Source organism: Duganella sp. Dugasp78 (assembly GCF_059491455.1).
Window position 1 is genome coordinate 6,628,098 of the sequence record NZ_CP168506.1, and the last position, 15,555, is coordinate 6,643,652.

Annotated in this window: 13 protein-coding genes; 3 read left to right on the plus strand and 10 right to left on the minus strand. The window is 65.2% G+C overall.

The window, feature by feature from the left end; translation table 11 throughout:
• Positions 1 to 28: 28 nt before the first annotated feature.
• The gene (locus tag ACEN9O_RS29420) at positions 29 to 1,363 is read right to left on the minus strand and encodes a hypothetical protein (protein WP_495615319.1); all 1,335 of its coding nucleotides are present in this window, start codon (positions 1,361 to 1,363) and stop codon (positions 29 to 31) included.
• 104 nt (positions 1,364 to 1,467) lie between these two features.
• Here ACEN9O_RS29420 and ACEN9O_RS29425 point away from each other — a divergent pair, with 104 nt between their 5' ends.
• Positions 1,468 to 3,021, plus strand: a complete 1,554-nt coding sequence (locus ACEN9O_RS29425; RefSeq protein WP_495615320.1) for a DUF1800 domain-containing protein — start codon at positions 1,468 to 1,470, stop codon at positions 3,019 to 3,021.
• A gap of 115 nt (positions 3,022 to 3,136) precedes the next feature.
• Positions 3,137 to 4,324, plus strand: coding sequence for a DUF1501 domain-containing protein (locus ACEN9O_RS29430; protein ID WP_495615321.1), 1,188 nt, complete (start codon positions 3,137 to 3,139; stop codon positions 4,322 to 4,324).
• On the opposite strand, the gene ACEN9O_RS29435 is transcribed toward ACEN9O_RS29430, so the two are convergent.
• The 6 genes from ACEN9O_RS29435 to ACEN9O_RS29460 all read right to left on the minus strand — a co-directional run bounded on the left by ACEN9O_RS29435 (position 4,321) and on the right by ACEN9O_RS29460 (position 10,693).
• Complete coding sequence (locus ACEN9O_RS29435; RefSeq protein WP_495615322.1) at positions 4,321 to 6,045, minus strand: putative bifunctional diguanylate cyclase/phosphodiesterase; 1,725 nt, start codon at positions 6,043 to 6,045, stop codon at positions 4,321 to 4,323. The genes ACEN9O_RS29430 and ACEN9O_RS29435 overlap by 4 nt on opposite strands.
• A gap of 45 nt (positions 6,046 to 6,090) precedes the next feature.
• Positions 6,091 to 6,663, minus strand: a complete 573-nt coding sequence (locus ACEN9O_RS29440; RefSeq protein WP_495615323.1) for a TetR/AcrR family transcriptional regulator — start codon at positions 6,661 to 6,663, stop codon at positions 6,091 to 6,093.
• A 25-nt stretch (positions 6,664 to 6,688) separates the two neighbouring features.
• Positions 6,689 to 7,156, minus strand: a complete 468-nt coding sequence (locus tag ACEN9O_RS29445; protein WP_495615324.1) for a nuclear transport factor 2 family protein — start codon at positions 7,154 to 7,156, stop codon at positions 6,689 to 6,691.
• Positions 7,157 to 7,248: 92 nt separating this feature from the next.
• The gene (locus ACEN9O_RS29450) at positions 7,249 to 7,791 is read right to left on the minus strand and encodes a cytochrome b (RefSeq protein WP_495615325.1); all 543 of its coding nucleotides are present in this window, start codon (positions 7,789 to 7,791) and stop codon (positions 7,249 to 7,251) included.
• A gap of 21 nt (positions 7,792 to 7,812) precedes the next feature.
• Positions 7,813 to 10,371, minus strand: coding sequence for a cation-translocating P-type ATPase (locus tag ACEN9O_RS29455; RefSeq protein ID WP_495615326.1), 2,559 nt, complete (start codon positions 10,369 to 10,371; stop codon positions 7,813 to 7,815).
• A gap of 64 nt (positions 10,372 to 10,435) precedes the next feature.
• Positions 10,436 to 10,693: an ArsR family transcriptional regulator gene (locus tag ACEN9O_RS29460; RefSeq protein WP_495615327.1), complete on the minus strand. Its 258-nt coding sequence runs from the start codon at positions 10,691 to 10,693 to the stop codon at positions 10,436 to 10,438.
• Positions 10,694 to 10,765: 72 nt separating this feature from the next.
• On the opposite strand from ACEN9O_RS29460, the gene ACEN9O_RS29465 reads away from it, so the two are divergent.
• Positions 10,766 to 13,087, plus strand: a complete 2,322-nt coding sequence (locus ACEN9O_RS29465) for an FdhF/YdeP family oxidoreductase (RefSeq protein ID WP_495615328.1) — start codon at positions 10,766 to 10,768, stop codon at positions 13,085 to 13,087.
• 73 nt (positions 13,088 to 13,160) lie between these two features.
• Here the strand turns inward: ACEN9O_RS29465 and fdhD are convergent, their stop codons facing one another.
• The 3 genes from fdhD to ACEN9O_RS29480 all read right to left on the minus strand — a co-directional run bounded on the left by fdhD (position 13,161) and on the right by ACEN9O_RS29480 (position 15,502).
• On the minus strand, positions 13,161 to 13,979 hold the full coding sequence (gene fdhD, locus ACEN9O_RS29470) for a formate dehydrogenase accessory sulfurtransferase FdhD (RefSeq protein WP_495615329.1): 819 nt from the start codon (positions 13,977 to 13,979) through the stop codon (positions 13,161 to 13,163).
• 53 nt (positions 13,980 to 14,032) lie between these two features.
• On the minus strand, positions 14,033 to 14,806 hold the full coding sequence (locus tag ACEN9O_RS29475; protein ID WP_495615330.1) for a GNAT family N-acetyltransferase: 774 nt from the start codon (positions 14,804 to 14,806) through the stop codon (positions 14,033 to 14,035).
• 108 nt (positions 14,807 to 14,914) lie between these two features.
• Positions 14,915 to 15,502, minus strand: coding sequence for a hypothetical protein (locus ACEN9O_RS29480; protein ID WP_495615331.1), 588 nt, complete (start codon positions 15,500 to 15,502; stop codon positions 14,915 to 14,917).
• Positions 15,503 to 15,555: the final 53 nt, after the last annotated feature.

The following is a 15,555-nucleotide window of genomic DNA, read 5'->3' on the forward strand; positions in this document are numbered from 1 at the left end:
GACGATGCTCGGCTGGTTGTTGTTTGCGTCAATATACCAAATACTCGGGGTGGCGCTTGGCGATTTCGCCCTCCAGCTGGTTGACGTAGGCAAAATTCGGCAGCGTCGGCGCGATGCGGCGGCCGATGTCCCAACTACGCCACGCGCTGGGCATATCGAAGCGCAGGATCATCAGGTCACCCATGTCCTTCCAGGCGCCGCCCAGCACCGGATTGGCCTCCAGCACCTCGGCGAACAACTGCTCCGATTCCTTGAACTGCCTCAGCCTGGCGCGGTTATTGGCTTCGAAGAGCTTCAGCACATAGGCCTTGCGCGGCGCCTGGCTGCGCAATCCGGACAGGGTCGTCACGGCGGGCGTAAAGTCCTCCTGTTTGCTGATCTGGAAGGCGCTGAAGGCCAGGCTGACCGGGCCGCTGGCGCGTACCTGCTCCAGCTGCGTCGGCGTAAATGGTAGCATGGCCGCGCCGGTGGACAGCGTGCATTCGACCCGGCCGAGCATCGTGTCGAGCAGCTGGTCTTCGCGGTAGGCAGCCTCGGTGTCGCAGGGATGCGCGGCGCGCAGGGCGTCCAGCTGTTGCGGCGACAGCGCCGCCATGCGGTCCATCAGCGCTTCGGTCGCGCCTTGCGCGGGCGCGGCCTGGCGGCGCTTGTAGCCTTGCAGCGTATAGGCCGGCGGCGTGGCGCTCTTCACCTGCTCCACGGCGACATTGACCGTAACGACAGCGAAGGCAGTGTTGACGGTGAAGGTCAGGCTGTCGGGAATCACGCCGCCTTCGGCCAGCCTGGCCAGCACTTGCGGATGGATGGACTGCGTGTAGCGTAGCAGCTGCGTGAAGTGCGCCACGTCGCGTGCGCCGGCTTTGGCGCCATGCTTGCTCCATGTGGCGAGCGGGCTGCCCTCGCTGGAGAATTTCAATGCGTCGCCGCTGGCGGAAACGTCGATAACGGTGGCGCTGTCCTCGGCCAGCGTCAGCTCCTGTTCAACGTCCACCTTCCGGGCGGGCTTCATCTGGGGATCGAGCTTGGCCAGCATGGCGTTCATGCTGACGCGGTTGTGCATTTCAAAGATCCGGAATCCGGCGGTGTCGTACAGCGAGTAGTCGACGTAGGTTTTACCGACCTCGTCCAGTACCACGCGCCGCCGGTTCTTGAAATCGTATATCGTCGACGCGTGCTCCGACTTCGCCGCGATGTAGTCGTCGGCCAAGGTGACGTAGAGTGTGGACTTGCTGTCCGCCGGCGAGTCGGTCGCGGACTTCAACGGCTCGTGGTGCATGGACGTCGTGACTTCCAGCGTGACCGCTGCCTGGCAGCTGGCGCCACAGGCCAGCGCTAGCAGCGCCAGCAACTGAAATCGATTCATAGGTACTCGTCTGATGTTGGTAAAAAATTCATGCTAGATGGGCTTGTCATTTAATACAACGTTTTTTTTGCTCAAACAATACAACGTTTTTTTGCTCAAACCTTATGAGAGCTTGCACCCTGCCGAATTTACCCCTGTCGCCGGCCGCATGCGGCGCGCTGCTGATGCTGGCCGGCTGCGCCGCAACCGGCAACGGCGGTGCCAGTCCGTCCGCGGTCAAGCCGGAGCAGCTTAGCGGCGCGCTGAATCGCGTCAGCTGGGGCGTCAACCTGAGCACCTACCAGCAGGCTGAAAAACTCGGCTACGACGCCTGGCTGGAGCAGCAGCTGCACCCTGCCGCCGCAAGGCTGCCGGCCGCCGCGCAGGCGCAGATCGACGCCATGACGATCACCCAAAAGCCGCTGGTGCAGCTGAACCAGGATCTGGAGCAGCAGCGCAGGGACGCCGACAAGACCACCGGCGACGACCAGAAGAAGGCCGCGCAGCAGGCCTACCAGCAGGAGCTGAACCGCATCGCCAGGGAGGCCGCCACGCGCTCGCTGCTGCGCGACCTGTACTCGCCCAACCAGTTGCAGGAGCAGATGACGTGGTTCTGGATGAACCACTTCAACGTCCACCAGGGCAAGAGCAACCTGCGCGTGCTGGTCGGCGACTACGAGGACACGGCGGTGCGCGCTCACGCGCTGGGCAGGTTCCGCGACCTGCTGGCGGCCACGCTGCGCCATCCGGCCATGATCCGCTACCTGGACAACGAGCAGAACGCGGCCGGCCATATCAACGAAAACTACGCACGCGAGCTGATGGAGCTGCACACGCTGGGCGTGGACGGCGGCTACACCCAGCGCGACGTGCAGGAACTGGCGCGCATCCTGACCGGCGTCGGCGTCAACATGGGCACGGCGACGCCGGGCGTGAAGAAGGATCTGCAAGCGCAGTATGTGCGGCAAGGGCTGTTTGAATTCAACCCGAACCGCCACGACTACGGCAACAAGGAACTCCTCGGCCAGACCGTCAAGGGACGCGGCCTGGCCGAAGTGGACGAGGCGCTGGACCGCCTGAGCCGCCACCCGGCCACCGCGCATTTCGTCAGCCGCAAGCTGGCGCTCTACTTCGTCGCCGACGAAGCGCCGCCGGCGCTGGTGGAGCGCATGGCGGCCACCTTCCTGTCCACCGACGGCGACATCGCCGCCGTGCTGCGCACCATGTTCGCGTCGGCCGAATTCGCGCAGTCGCTGGGCCGCAAGTTCAAGGACCCGGCGCATTACGTGGTGTCCGCCGTGCGCCTGGCCTACGACGACAAGGTGATCCTCAACACGGGACCGATGCTGTACTGGCTCACGCGCATGGCCGAACCGCTGTATGGCCGCCAGACGCCGGACGGCTACCAGCTCACGCAATCCGGCTGGGCCAGTCCGGGCCAGATGACCACCCGCTTCGAGATCGCCAAGGCCATCGGCTCCGGCAGCGCGGGCCTGTTCAAGACCGACGGCCCGCAGGCGCAGGAGCGCGCCGCCTTCCCGCAACTGGCCAACGCGCTGTACTACCAGTCGCTGCAAAAAACCATCGCCTCCGCCACCCGCCAGGTGCTGGACCAGGCCACCTCGCCGCAGGAGTGGAATGCGTTCCTGCTGTCGTCACCCGAACTGATGCACCGCTAAGAAGTTGTTTAAAAATGACGGCAGCGAGGCGTGGCGCCGAAGACAGTGCGAATGCACGGCTAGGCGCCACAACGAAGCTGCCGGCATTTTTAAACAACTTCCAAGGAACCGCGCCATGAAACGCCGTACCCTGCTCAAGTCCATGTCCGCGCTGGCGCTGCCGGCGATGGCCGGCAACCTGTGGGCCGCCCCGGCCGGCAAGACCCGGCTGCTGTTCGTCTTCATGCGCGGCGGCTATGACGCCACCAGCCTGCTGGTGCCGGTCTCCAGCCAGTACTACTACCAGGTGCGCCCCAACATCGCCATTCCCAAGCCGAGCGCGGAACTCAATTCCGCGCTGCCGATCGACAGCGACTGGGGCCTGCACCCCGCCCTGCGCGACAGCATCTACCCGCTGTTCACGGCCGGCCAGGCGGCGTTCGTGCCGTTCGCCGGCACCGAGGACATCTCGCGCAGCCACTTCGAAACCCAGGACAGCATCGAACTCGGCCAAGCGCTGGACCGCACGCGCGACTACCGCTCCGGCTTCCTGAACCGGCTGGCGCAGACGCTGACCGCAGATCGTGCCAGCGCCATCTCCTTCACCGACCAGCTGCCACTGGTGATGCAGGGCGGCGTGCAGCTGCCGAACATGGCGCTGCGTTCCATCGCCAAGCCCTCGGTCGACGCCCGCCAGGCCAAGCTGATCGCCGCCATGTACGACGGCACGCCGTTGTCGCAGCCAGTGCGCGACGGCTTCGCGGTGCGCGAGGACGTGATGAAGGAAATGATCGGCGAAATGGACGCGGCCAACCGCAACGCCATCACGGCCAAGGGCTTCGAGCTGGAAGCGCGCCGCATCGCCAAGCTGATGAAGGACAAGTACAACATCGGCTTCGTCGACGTCGGCGGCTGGGACACCCACGTCGGCCAGGGCGGCGCCACCGGCTACCTGGCCGGGCGGCTGGACGAGCTGGGACGCGGCCTGGCCGGCTTCGCGCAGGAGATGGGGCCGGACTGGAAGGACACGGTGGTGATCGTCGTCAGTGAATTCGGCCGCACCTTCCGCGAGAACGGCAACCGTGGCACCGACCACGGACACGGCACCGTCTACTGGGTGCTTGGCGGCGGCGTCCAGGGCGGCAAGGTGCGCGGCGAGCAGGTAAGGCTGGAGCAGGCCACGCTGTTCCAGAACCGCGACTACCCGGTGCTCAACGAATACCGCGCCATGTTTGGCGGCCTGTTCGCGCGCATGTACGGCCTCAATGCCGCACAGGTCGAGCACATCTTCGGCACCAAAGGACGTGACATCGGCCTGGTCTAAATGCCTAAATGCGGCGCCGCTGACGGCGCGGCTGCGGTCTCGTGGGTTCGCAACCACGAGGTGGCGCGATCGGCCGGCAGCGCGGCGGAATAGAGATGTCCCTGAAGCGCGCTGCATCCCAACGCCTCCAGAAAGTGCGCCTGATCCTGGCTTTCCACACCTTCGGCGATCACGCCCAGGCGCAAGTTCTGCGCCAGCTGGATCACGGTACGGGCCACCGCGTTGGCGTCGGCGTTGTCCGGCACGCCGTGCAGAAAGCTCTTATCCAGCTTGATGGTCGTCACCGGCAGCTTGCGCAGGTAGCTGAGCGAGGAATAGCCGGTGCCGAAGTCATCGAGCGACAGCAGGAAGCCGCGCTGCCGCAGCCGCTTGATGACGTTGCTGCCGTTGAGTTCCAGTTCGATCGCGTCGCGCTCGGTCAGCTCGACTTCCACCTCGCAGGCCTCCAGATGGTTGTCCCGCAGCGCCAGCTCGGTCCGCTCCAGGTAGGACGGATCGAGCAGTTCCTTGGCGCAGGTATTGACACAGATGCGCAGCTCGGACAGGCCGGCCTCCCGCCAGCGCCGCAACTGCCTGCAGGCCTGGCTGAATACCCAGGCGCCCAGATCGGGCAGCATCCCGCTTTCCTGCGCCAGTTCGATGATGTAGTCGACCGACTGCGCCGCCAGCCGCCCGGGCACGCGCAGCAGCGCCTCCATGGCGATGGTGCGGCCGCTGGCGCTATCGATAATCGGCTGATAGGCCAGCCAGAACGATTTGGCCTTCATCAGCGAGCGCAGTTCGCTGTGATCGGCATTTTTGCGGTGCGCCACTTCGTCCAGCTCGGCCGTGTAGTAATGGAAGCAGTTGCGGCCGGAATTCTTTGCGTGGTACAGCGCCAGGTCGGCTCTTTTCAGCAGCTCGTCCGGATCGGCAGCGTCGTTCGGACAGACGGCAATACCGATGCTGGCACTGATGCGCACTTCGCGCTCGCCGATCAGGAAAGGCCGGTCCAGTTCGGACAGCAGCTTTTCCGCCAGCACGCCGCCGGCGGCCGGCGTCGGCGGATGCAGCTGCAACAGGCCGAACTCGTCGCCGCCCAGCCGCGCGATGAAATCGCTTTCCCGGCTGACCGAACGCAGGCGAAGGGCGGTCTGCTGCAGCAGCAGGTCGCCGGCGTGATGTCCCAGCACATCGTTGACCTGCTTGAACTGGTCCAGATCTATCATCAGCAGCAGCAACAACTGGCCGGTGCGGCCGGCCAGCGCCACCATTTCCCCCCGGTGCGCGTCGAAGGAAGCGCGGTTGGACAGCCCCGTCAGCACGTCGATCGAGGCGAGCCGGCTGATCTCATCCTGCGCCAGCTTGCGGTCGGTGATGTCGCGCAGGATTTTCAGGTAACCGATCAACTGGCCCTGCTCGTCGGGGATGGGCGTCAGCACGCCGTCGGCCCAGAACAGCGAGCCATCCTTGCGCATATGCCAGCGATAGTCGGCCGCGCGGCCGCAGGCTGCGGCGGACTCCATCTCCTGCAGGTGCTGGTTTTGCGCCCTGTCGTCCTCGGTGAAGATGCGCTCGATGCCGCTGCCAGTGATTTCAGCGGCGGTATAGCCGAAGATCAGCTCCGCGCCGACATTCCAGCTGTTGACGACGCCACGCCTGTCGACAGTGAAGATCGCGAAATCGCGAACGTTCCGGTAAATCTGCCTGAGCAGGATATCTGATGTCAGCGGTTCGGTCATGATGGCGCGGCCAAAACAAGTTTGACCTGCCAGCTGCCAAACAGTTCACCGCGATGGCGCTGGCCAGGCCAGGCGCTGCCGCAAGCGCTCCAGCGTGCGCATGAACAGTTCCGGCTCGGCGGCGGCGCGCGCCAGCACCAGCGCGCCCTGGATGGCGCCGACCGCATCCTCGGCCAGCGCCAGCGCGGTCCCGGCGTCATGGCCGGCGCGCGCCAGCGCATCGGCCAGCGCGGCGATCCACTCGGCAAAGTAGCCCTGCACCTTGACGGTGAAACGGTCGCGCTCATGGCCCAGCGCGAACACGCCCACCAGGCACACCTTCCGGCCCGACTCGAAGTAGCGGCCGACCGCGACAAACATCCGCTCTATCCCCTGCGCCGCGTCGTCGGCGGTTCGCAGCGGCTGGAACACCTGGTCGCGGAACCAGCCGTCGATCTCGGCCAGCACGGCGTCCGCCATCTCGTCTTTACCGCCGGGGAAAAAGTTATACATGCTGCCCTTGCCCAGCTTGGTGCCTTCGGAAATCCGGGCCAGGCTCGCGCCTTCGAAACCGTAAGTCCGAAACACTTCCGCCAGCAGCGGGATCACGTCGCCGCGTTCAACCATCGTTCTTGCCATGTCTGCCTTCTTAAAAACCGCGCATTCAGAATCCGAACTCGCTCAGCCCGGGGTGGTCGGCCGGACGCGGGCCGTTCAGGTCCCAGTGGAACTTGCGGTCGGCCGCCGCGATCGGCGCTTCGTTGATGCTGGCCAGGCGCAGGCGCATCAAGCCGTCCTCGGCGAATTCCCAGTTCTCGTTGCCGTAGGCGCGATACCACTGGCCGGAGTCGTCATGGTATTCGTAGGCGAAGCGAACCGCAATGCGGTTGCCCTCGAACGCCCACAATTCCTTGATCAGCCGGTACTCCAGCTCGCGCGTCCATTTGCGTGTCAGCAGGCCGACGATGGCGGCGCGGCCAGTGACGAATTCGGCGCGGTTGCGCCAGCGGCAGTCCTCGGTGTAGGCCAGCGAGACCTTTTCCGGGTTGCGGGTGTTCCAGCCGTCTTCGGCCAGGCGAACTTTCTGGATCGCGGTTTCGCGGGTGAAGGGAGGGAGCGGTGGTCGTGTCATTTGATTACCTTTTCATGTTGTTTGTACCGATCGGTACAATCGAAGTGTAATCGCCCTCCAGGAGGATTGCAAGCGGATTTTCTATCGTCGTTTCAGAACCAGATCCGGTGGAAGACCCGGTCCTTGTCCAGCAGCAGATGCTTGAGGCCTGCGAGCGCGTGGAGCACGATCAGCGCCGTCAGGACGACCGCCAATGTTGAATGCACCTCGAAAAACTGCTCCGCAACGTCATGGTTGGGAACTATCCCGAACGGGAGTTTCATCCCGAATAAAGCCACACCCCGTTTGGTATGGAGTGCGCCCAACATGCCGACGATGGGCATACCCACCATGCAGCCATAAAGCAGCCACTGGGTAAGGCTTGCCAGCTTCCTTTGCCAAACCGGCACGCTGTCAGGCAATGCCTCGGGCTTGTGTGTTAGACGCCAGACGAGGCGAACCAGGACGAGCGCGAACAGTAGCAGCCCGAAAGATTTGTGCTGATCAAAATACCAACCCGCGCCAGGCTCGTCCTCAATCGACATCATGTACCAACCCAGGCATAACAGCCCGATGATCAAGAGCGCCGATATCCAATGCAGCCAGATCGCCGGACGCTGATATTTCCAGAATGCTGAGTTCATTTGCTTTTCCATTTCGTTTCCTCGGTTGCTTACTCAATTTGCCGCTATCCCGGATGGATCGCTCCATCTCGCCGGCAGGCGCTTTATTAATTCGAACCAGGCGATGCTCAGCGCGGCGACTGCCCCGCATGCGAGCAGCAACTTCAGGCCCGGCAGTGAAAAGGCGAACAGGTTGCGGATGGTTGCCACCCATAGCACCAACAGCAACAGCAGCACGGCCGCCAGGCTGATCCAGGCAAACGGACGGTTCGACGCCCCGCCCCGCCGCCAGGACAACCGCGACCAGCTGCGGTTGGTGTAAATCAGGCCCAGGTTGGACAGGACGAGTGTCAGAAACGTGGTCGTGCGCGCGACATCGCCGGACTGCCCCGACCATCTGACCGCCAGGTAAAACCCCACCAGCATCGCCAGCAGTCCGCCGCCCTGCAGCAGGCCGCGCACCAGGATTTCGCGATCGAACAAATGCATGTCCGGCCGGCGCGGCTTGCTGACCATGGCGTCGGCCTCCATGGCTTCCGCCTCGAACACGATGGAGCAGGCCGGGTCTATCACCATTTGCAGAAACAGTATGTGCACTGGCATCAGCAGCATCGGCCAGCCCAACAGCACCGGCAGGATCGACAGGCCAACGATGGGCACGTGCACGGCGACGATGAAGACGATCGCCTTGCGCAGGTTGGCGAACAGGCGGCGCCCGTGCTGGACCGCCAGCAGCAGCGAGGAAAAGTCGTCCCTGAGCAGCACCAGCGCGGCCGCTTCGCGGGCGACGTCGGTGCCGCGCGCGCCCATCGCCACGCCGATGCTGGCGGCCTTCAGCGCCGGCGCGTCGTTCACGCCGTCGCCGGTCATGGCAACGATCTCGCCGCCGCGGCGGAAGGCCTGCACCAGCCGCAGCTTCTGCTCCGGCGCGATGCGGCAAAAGACATCGGTATCCTTCAGCCGCAACTGCAGCGCCGCGTCGTCCATCGCCGCCAGGTCCGCGCCGGACAGCAGGCCGCCCTGCGCGCCTGTGGCGATGCCGGCCTGGCGCGCGATCGCCCATGCGGTGGCCGGATGGTCGCCGGTAATCATCACCACCCGCATGCCGGCCGCGTGGCATTGCGCCACGGCCTGGGGCACTTCCGGCCGCACCGGGTCCTGCAGCGCGACCAGTCCGAGGAAGACAAAATCAAACACATGCTGGTTGTCCGGCAGGCTGGCCGCCGGGAACGTGGCGCTGGCGACGCCGATCACGCGCAGGCCGCTGTCCGCCATCGCCGCGACTTGCGCCGCGATGGCCGCGGCGCGCGCAGGCTCCAGGTGGCACAGATCGATGACGGCTTCCGGCGCACCCTTGGCCGCGATCAGATATTCCGAACGGTCCGGCGATTGCCAGACCCGTGACATGGCCAGCATCTGGCGCGACAGCGGATAGTCGTCGATCAGCGTCCAGTCGGAGTGCAGATGCTCCGTGTTGGCCAGCAGGCGCGCGCCGGTCTGGCCGATGGCCGACTCCATCGGATCGAACGCTCGCCGATGGCTCGCCAGCACAGCGTATTCCAGCAGGCCATGCAGCTCCTCCTGCAACGGGACGGCGCCGGCGGAGCGGCAGTCGTAAGCGCACTGCTCGGACCACAGCTGGACAACCTGCATGCGGTTGGCGGTGAGCGTGCCGGTCTTGTCGACGCAGAGCACCGTCGTCGCCCCCAGCAGTTCGATGGCGGGGATGCTGCGCGCCAGGATTTGCTCGCGCCCCAGCCGCCATGCGCCCAGCCCGAGGAACAGCGTCAGGATGACCGGCAATTCCTCGGGAAGGATGGCCATGGCCAGCGTCAGGCCGGCCAGCAATCCCTGCAGCGCATCGCCGCGCAGCCACCAGTAGGCCAGCGCCAGGCCGGCGGCCAGGCACAATCCGCCCGCGGCGACGGCCTTGACGACCTTGCGCGTTTCCAGTTGTATCGGCGTGAGCTCCGTCCCCAAGGTGGCAAGCGATACGCCTATACGCCCCAGCGCGCTGTGCGATCCGGTGGCCACCACCAGGCCGCTCGCCGTGCCTTGCGTGATCAGCGTCCCGGAGTAGACCCGGCTTTTCTGTGCGTCGCCGGCCCCGGCGGCGCCGTGCTTGATCACCGGCTCGGACTCGCCCGTGAGCATGGATTCGTCCACCGTCAAATTGGACGCGGTGAACAGGTCGATATCGGCGGGGACGCGATCGCCCTCGGCCAGCAGGACCAGGTCGCCGACGACCAGCTCACGTCCGGCGACGCGCTCCTGCCTGCCATCGCGTATCACCAGCGCGCGGGGGCAGGACAGGTCGCGCAATGCGCTCAGCGAGCGCTCCGTGCGTCGTTGCTGAAAAAAGGTGATGGCGATGACGATGCACACAAAACCCAGCAGCATCAAGGCCTCGCTCCGATCGCCGAGGACCAGGTAGATACCGCCGCACGCCACCAGCAGCAGGAACATCGGCTCCGCAACCACGTCCAGCAGCAACCGCCAGGTACTGAGCGGGCGCGAAACGGGTAGCTCATTCGGGCCGTTGGCGCTGAGATTTTCCGCAACCTCCGAACAGGTCAGGCCTTCAGTGCGCTGCTGCGCCGGCATGGTGTCCATCCTCCCATCACAAAATACCTGGCTGTCATAACAATCAAGTCTGCCAACGGAGTAAGTCGTGCGCTCAGGCGAACAACTCCCGGCCCAGCTGGCGGCCGCTCGCGGTCAGCAGCACGGTGCCGGCGACGCCGCCCTCCTCCAGCTCCAGCGCGACCCAGCCGGCATCGACCAGCATGGTCAGCTGGCGCCGCAGCACCGACATCGGGCGCTCCGACTGCTTGCTCAGTTTTGCCAGCGTGCACGGTTTGTCCGGCCGCTCCGCGTTGATGCGCCACAGCGCCTCCAGCACGCCGACCAGCGCGGCCATTACTTCCTCATCCATGCGACACACCCTTCAAGCTCAAACCGTCATTCTGCACTATACTCCGCTCAACAAGAACGACTTAACCACGCCATGCAGAAGACCAAACCCGAAGGACGCATCGAACCCTACCAACACGCAGCCGCAGGCTGGGGCGCATTGAAGCAGGTGGCGATCAATCTGGTGCGCGAAAAGGTTAGCGGCGGCAACTACAAAACACTGCTCAAGCAAAACCAGCCGGACGGCTTCGACTGCCCCGGCTGCGCCTGGCCGGACCGCGAGCACGCGTCCACCTTCGAGTTCTGCGAAAACGGCGTCAAGGCGGTGGCGGCCGAGGCCACCAGCAAGCGCGTGCGCCCGGACTTCTTCGCCGCCCACACCGTGGCCGAGCTGCTGACGCAATCCGACTACCAGCTCGAACAGCACGGCCGCCTGACCGACCCGATGGTCTACGACAGCGCCAGCGACAAGTACCGGCCGATCGCCTGGGACGACGCCTTCGCGCTGATCGCCCGCCACCTGAAGGCCCTGCCCGACCCGAACCAAGCCACGTTCTATGTCTCCGGCCGCACCGGCAACGAGGCGGCCTTCCTGTTCCAGCTGTTCGTGCGCATGTACGGCACCAACAACTTCCCGGACTGCTCGAACATGTGTCACGAGCCCACCAGCCGCGGCCTGCCGGGCACGGTCGGCGTCGGCAAGGGCACGGTGACGCTGGAGGACTTCGAGCACGCCGACACACTGCTGATCTTCGGCCAGAACCCAGCCACCAACCACCCGCGCATGCTGGGCGAGTTGCGCGACTGCGCAAAACGCGGCGCCACCATCGTCTCGATCAATCCGCTGCGCGAGCGCGGCCTGGAACGCTTCACCAGCCCTTCGCACGCGATGGAGATGCTGACCAATTCCAGCACCAGCATCAGCAGCATGTTCGTGCAGCCGAAACTGAGCGGCGACTTCGCGCTGATCAAGGCCGTCGCCAAGCGCCTGGTCGAACGCGACGACGCCGCGCTGGCCGCCGGCCACGCCTCCCTGCTGGACCGCGAGTTCATCGCCGCCCACACCAGCGGCTACGAAGCCTTCGAGCAGGACCTGCGCGCCCAGGACTGGGACCAGCTGCTGACCGAGTCCGGCGTGCCGCGCGCGCAGATCGACGAGCTGACCGACATCTACATCAAGGGCGAGCGGGTCATCTGCACCTGGGGCATGGGCCTGACCCAGCACAAGGGCGCGGTGGCGACGATCCAGATGCTGTCCAACCTGATGATGATGCGCGGGAATATCGGCCGCCTCGGCGCCGGCCTGTGCCCGGTGCGCGGCCACTCCAACGTGCAGGGCGACCGCACCATGGGCATCGAAGAGAAGCCCACCAAGGCCTTCCTCGACCGCATGCAGCAGGTGTTCGCGTTCGAGCCGCCGCGCGCGCACGGCTACGACACGGTGGCAAGCATCCAGGCCATGCTGGACGGGAAGGTGAAAGTCTTCTTCGGCATGGGCGGCAACTTCGCCATGGCCACGCCGGACACGCCGCTGACCTTCGACGCGCTGCGCGCCTGCGACCTGACGGTGCACGTGGCCACCAAGCTCAATCGCAGCCATCTGGTGCACGGCAAGGACGCGCTGATCCTGCCGACGCTGGGCCGCACCGAGATCGACCTGCAGGCCGGCGTGCCGCAGGGCGTGACGGTGGAGGATTCGATGAGCATGGTCCACCTGTCGTACGGCATGAACACGCCGGCGTCCGGCAACCTGCTGTCCGAGACCATGATCGCCGCCCGCCTGGCGCACGCCACGCTGGGCAGCGACAAGGTGGACTGGCTGGCCTACGGCAGCAACTACGCCGCCATCCGCGACGCCATCGAAAAAGTGTTCGACGATTTCCACGACTTCAATGCGCGCGTGGCCAAGCCGGGCGGCTTCCACCTGAAGGTGGCCTCGCGCGAGCGCGAATGGCGCACCGCCAGCGGCAAGGCGCAGTTCCTGCCGCGCGCGGTCGACACCGACACCCCCATCCACCGCGCCCGCGCCCTGCACGGCGAACGTTTGATGACGCTGATGACGGCGCGCTCGCACGACCAGTACAACACCACCATCTACGGCATGGATGACCGCTATCGCGGCGTATTCGGCCTGCGCCGCGTGGTGTTCATCAACCGCGAGGACCTGGCGCTGCTGGGCATGCGCAAGGGCCAGTGGGTGGACCTGGTCAGCGTGTGGGACGACGGCGTGGAGCGCCGCGCCGAGCGCTTCCTGCTGGTGGAATACGACATCCCGCGCGGCTGCCTGGGCTCCTACTTCCCGGAGACGAACGGCCTGGTCCCGCTGCACAGCACCGCCGACGGCGCCGGCACGCCAACCTCGAAATCGATCCCGGTGCTGCTGCACCTGTCGGCCAAGCAGTCGTCGGCCGAATAGCCGTCGTCCCCGCGAAAGCGGGGACCCATGTTGAGCCAATTCAGCATGGATTCCCGCTTTCGCGGGAACGACGTCAAGTATATTCGACGCAGCCGTCCTGGCGGCAGAAACTCACCAGCTTGACGCCCGCGTCGATGGCGACGTCGATCGCCAGCGTGCTGGGGGCGGAGATGGTCGCCAGCATCGGGATGTGCATGCGCGCCGCCTTGCGCACCAGTTCATAACTGGCCCGGCTGGACATGAAAACGAAGCCGCGCCGCATGTCGACGCCGTCGCGCGCCAGGTGGCCGATCAGTTTATCGAGCGCGTTGTGGCGGCCCACGTCCTCGCACACGCGCAGCACGGCGCCGTCCACCGCGCACCATGCAGCGGCGTGCACGCCGCCGGTGGCGCGCATCAACTCCTGGTGCGCACCCAGCTCCGCCGCCGCGCGGGCGATGGCCGGCGGCAGCGTGTGCGCGTCGTGCAGCGCCGCCGCGTCGATGCGAGCCGGCTGCAGATCGAGCAGCTCCAGGCTCTCGACGCCGCACACGCCGCAACCGCTGCGGCCCGCCATCGAGCGGCGCTGCTGCTTGAGCTGCATGAAATCTTCCTGGGCGATGGTGAGGGCGACCTCGAAGCTGCGCGCATGTTCGCGCAGTTCGATGTCGAATACGTCGGCGGCCTTGCCGACCAGGCCTTCGGTGAGCGCGAAACCGAGCGCGAACGCTTCCAGCTCGCGCGGCGTGACCATCATGACGGCATGCGAAATGCCATTGAAGACCAGCGCCACCGGGGCTTCCTCGGCAACGCGGTCGGTGGTGCGGCTGGCGTCCTGCTGCGCCGTGCCGCGACGGCGCAACACAGACCGCTCCTGCAATCCAGTTCGTTCCGTCCCTGTCTCAAACTTCATCACCGCCCCGCAGAATAAGCTCAACAGCTTATTCTACACGGGGCCGGCTGAGCTCAGGCAGCCAGTGGTTCGCCGGCCACGCCGTAGTGGCGGGCGTAGCGGCCGTCCAGGTTGGCCAGCGGCAGCAGCAGGAACAGGTCGGCGCTTTCGAAATCGGGATCCCAGGCCGGTTCGCCGCAAATCCAGGCGCCCGAACGCATATAGCCCTTCAGCAGCGGCGGCACTTGCGGCTTCTGCGCGGCTTCCAGCTTCGAGAACGGGAACGGCAGGTGCGGCGTGACGCGGTATTCGGACGGCGCCAGGTGGGCGCCGGCCAGCGACTGGTAGACGGCCACCGCATTGTGGCCGCCGTCGGCCAGGCTGATGCTGGCGCAGCCGGCCAGGTAGTCGCAGTTCTCGCGGCGCATGTATTCGGCCAGGCCGGACCACAGCAACATGATGACGCTGCCGCCACGGTAGTCGGGATGGATGCAGGCGCGCCCCGCTTCAACCATGCGGCCGCGCAGGTTGTTCAGGCGGCCCAGGTCGAACTCGCCCTCGGAGTAGACGCGGCCCAGCTTGCGGGCGCGCGCCGCGCTCAGCAGGCGGTAGGTGCCCACCACCTTGAGCGTGCTCGAATCACGCACGATCAGGTGATCGCAGTGTTCGTCGAATTCGTCGCTGTCCAGGCCATCCTCGCGGACCAGCGAACTCAATCCCATCGTTTCGATGAACACCTTGTAGCGCAGGCGCTGTACTTCGCGCAGCTCCTCCGGTGTGCTTGCCATACTGAGTACGAGCTTACCGGACGTTGCTCGGACGTCGGCTTGTATGATCGAAGTTTGCATGCTTCATCCTTTCTGTGGGAGACGAAGCAAGCGTAACGGTCGAATACTTCAGGAAAATGACAAGGTGGTGTCAGTTCCGTGACATGGGCCGAAGTGTTGTTTTTTTATTTAGTCCTTCTTTGGACGGCCGGTCTTCAATTGCGGCAGGCCTGCCAACACATTTTGCAGCGTAGCAAGATCGATCTGGCTGATCAGGGCCACGCCGATGCGCAGCAATTCGCTTTTCTTGATTTCAAAGCCGGCCTTCAGGCAGGCTTTCTTGACCTGGCCGAGCACCGCATATTCCTGTTCCGGCATGGTGAAGCTGTCGCGCACCAGCTTTTCCTTGCGGGTTTTGTCCTTGGTGGCGTCCACCGGGGCCGGTTTGGCGGCTGCGGCCTTCGGGGCGGCCTTGGCGGCGGCTTTTGGTGCGGGCTTGGCGGCGGCCTTGGGAGCTGTTTTGGCGGCTGGTTTGGCCGCGGCCTTGGGTGCTGCCTTGGGTGCTACCTTAGGCGCGGCGTTGGCGGCGGCTGGCTTGGCGGCGGCTTTCGGCGCGGCCTTCGCTGCGGCCGGCTTGGCGGCGGCTTTAGGCGCGGCAGGCTTGACTGCGGCCTTGGCCACCGGCTTGGCGGCCGTCTTGGAAACCGGCTTTACGGCCGGCTTTTTCGGCGTTGCAGGTTCTTTTCCATTCAACGCGCCACTGACAGGTTTGTTCATATCAACTCCGTTTTTTAATCAACAATATAAACAATATATATCATTTACGTATT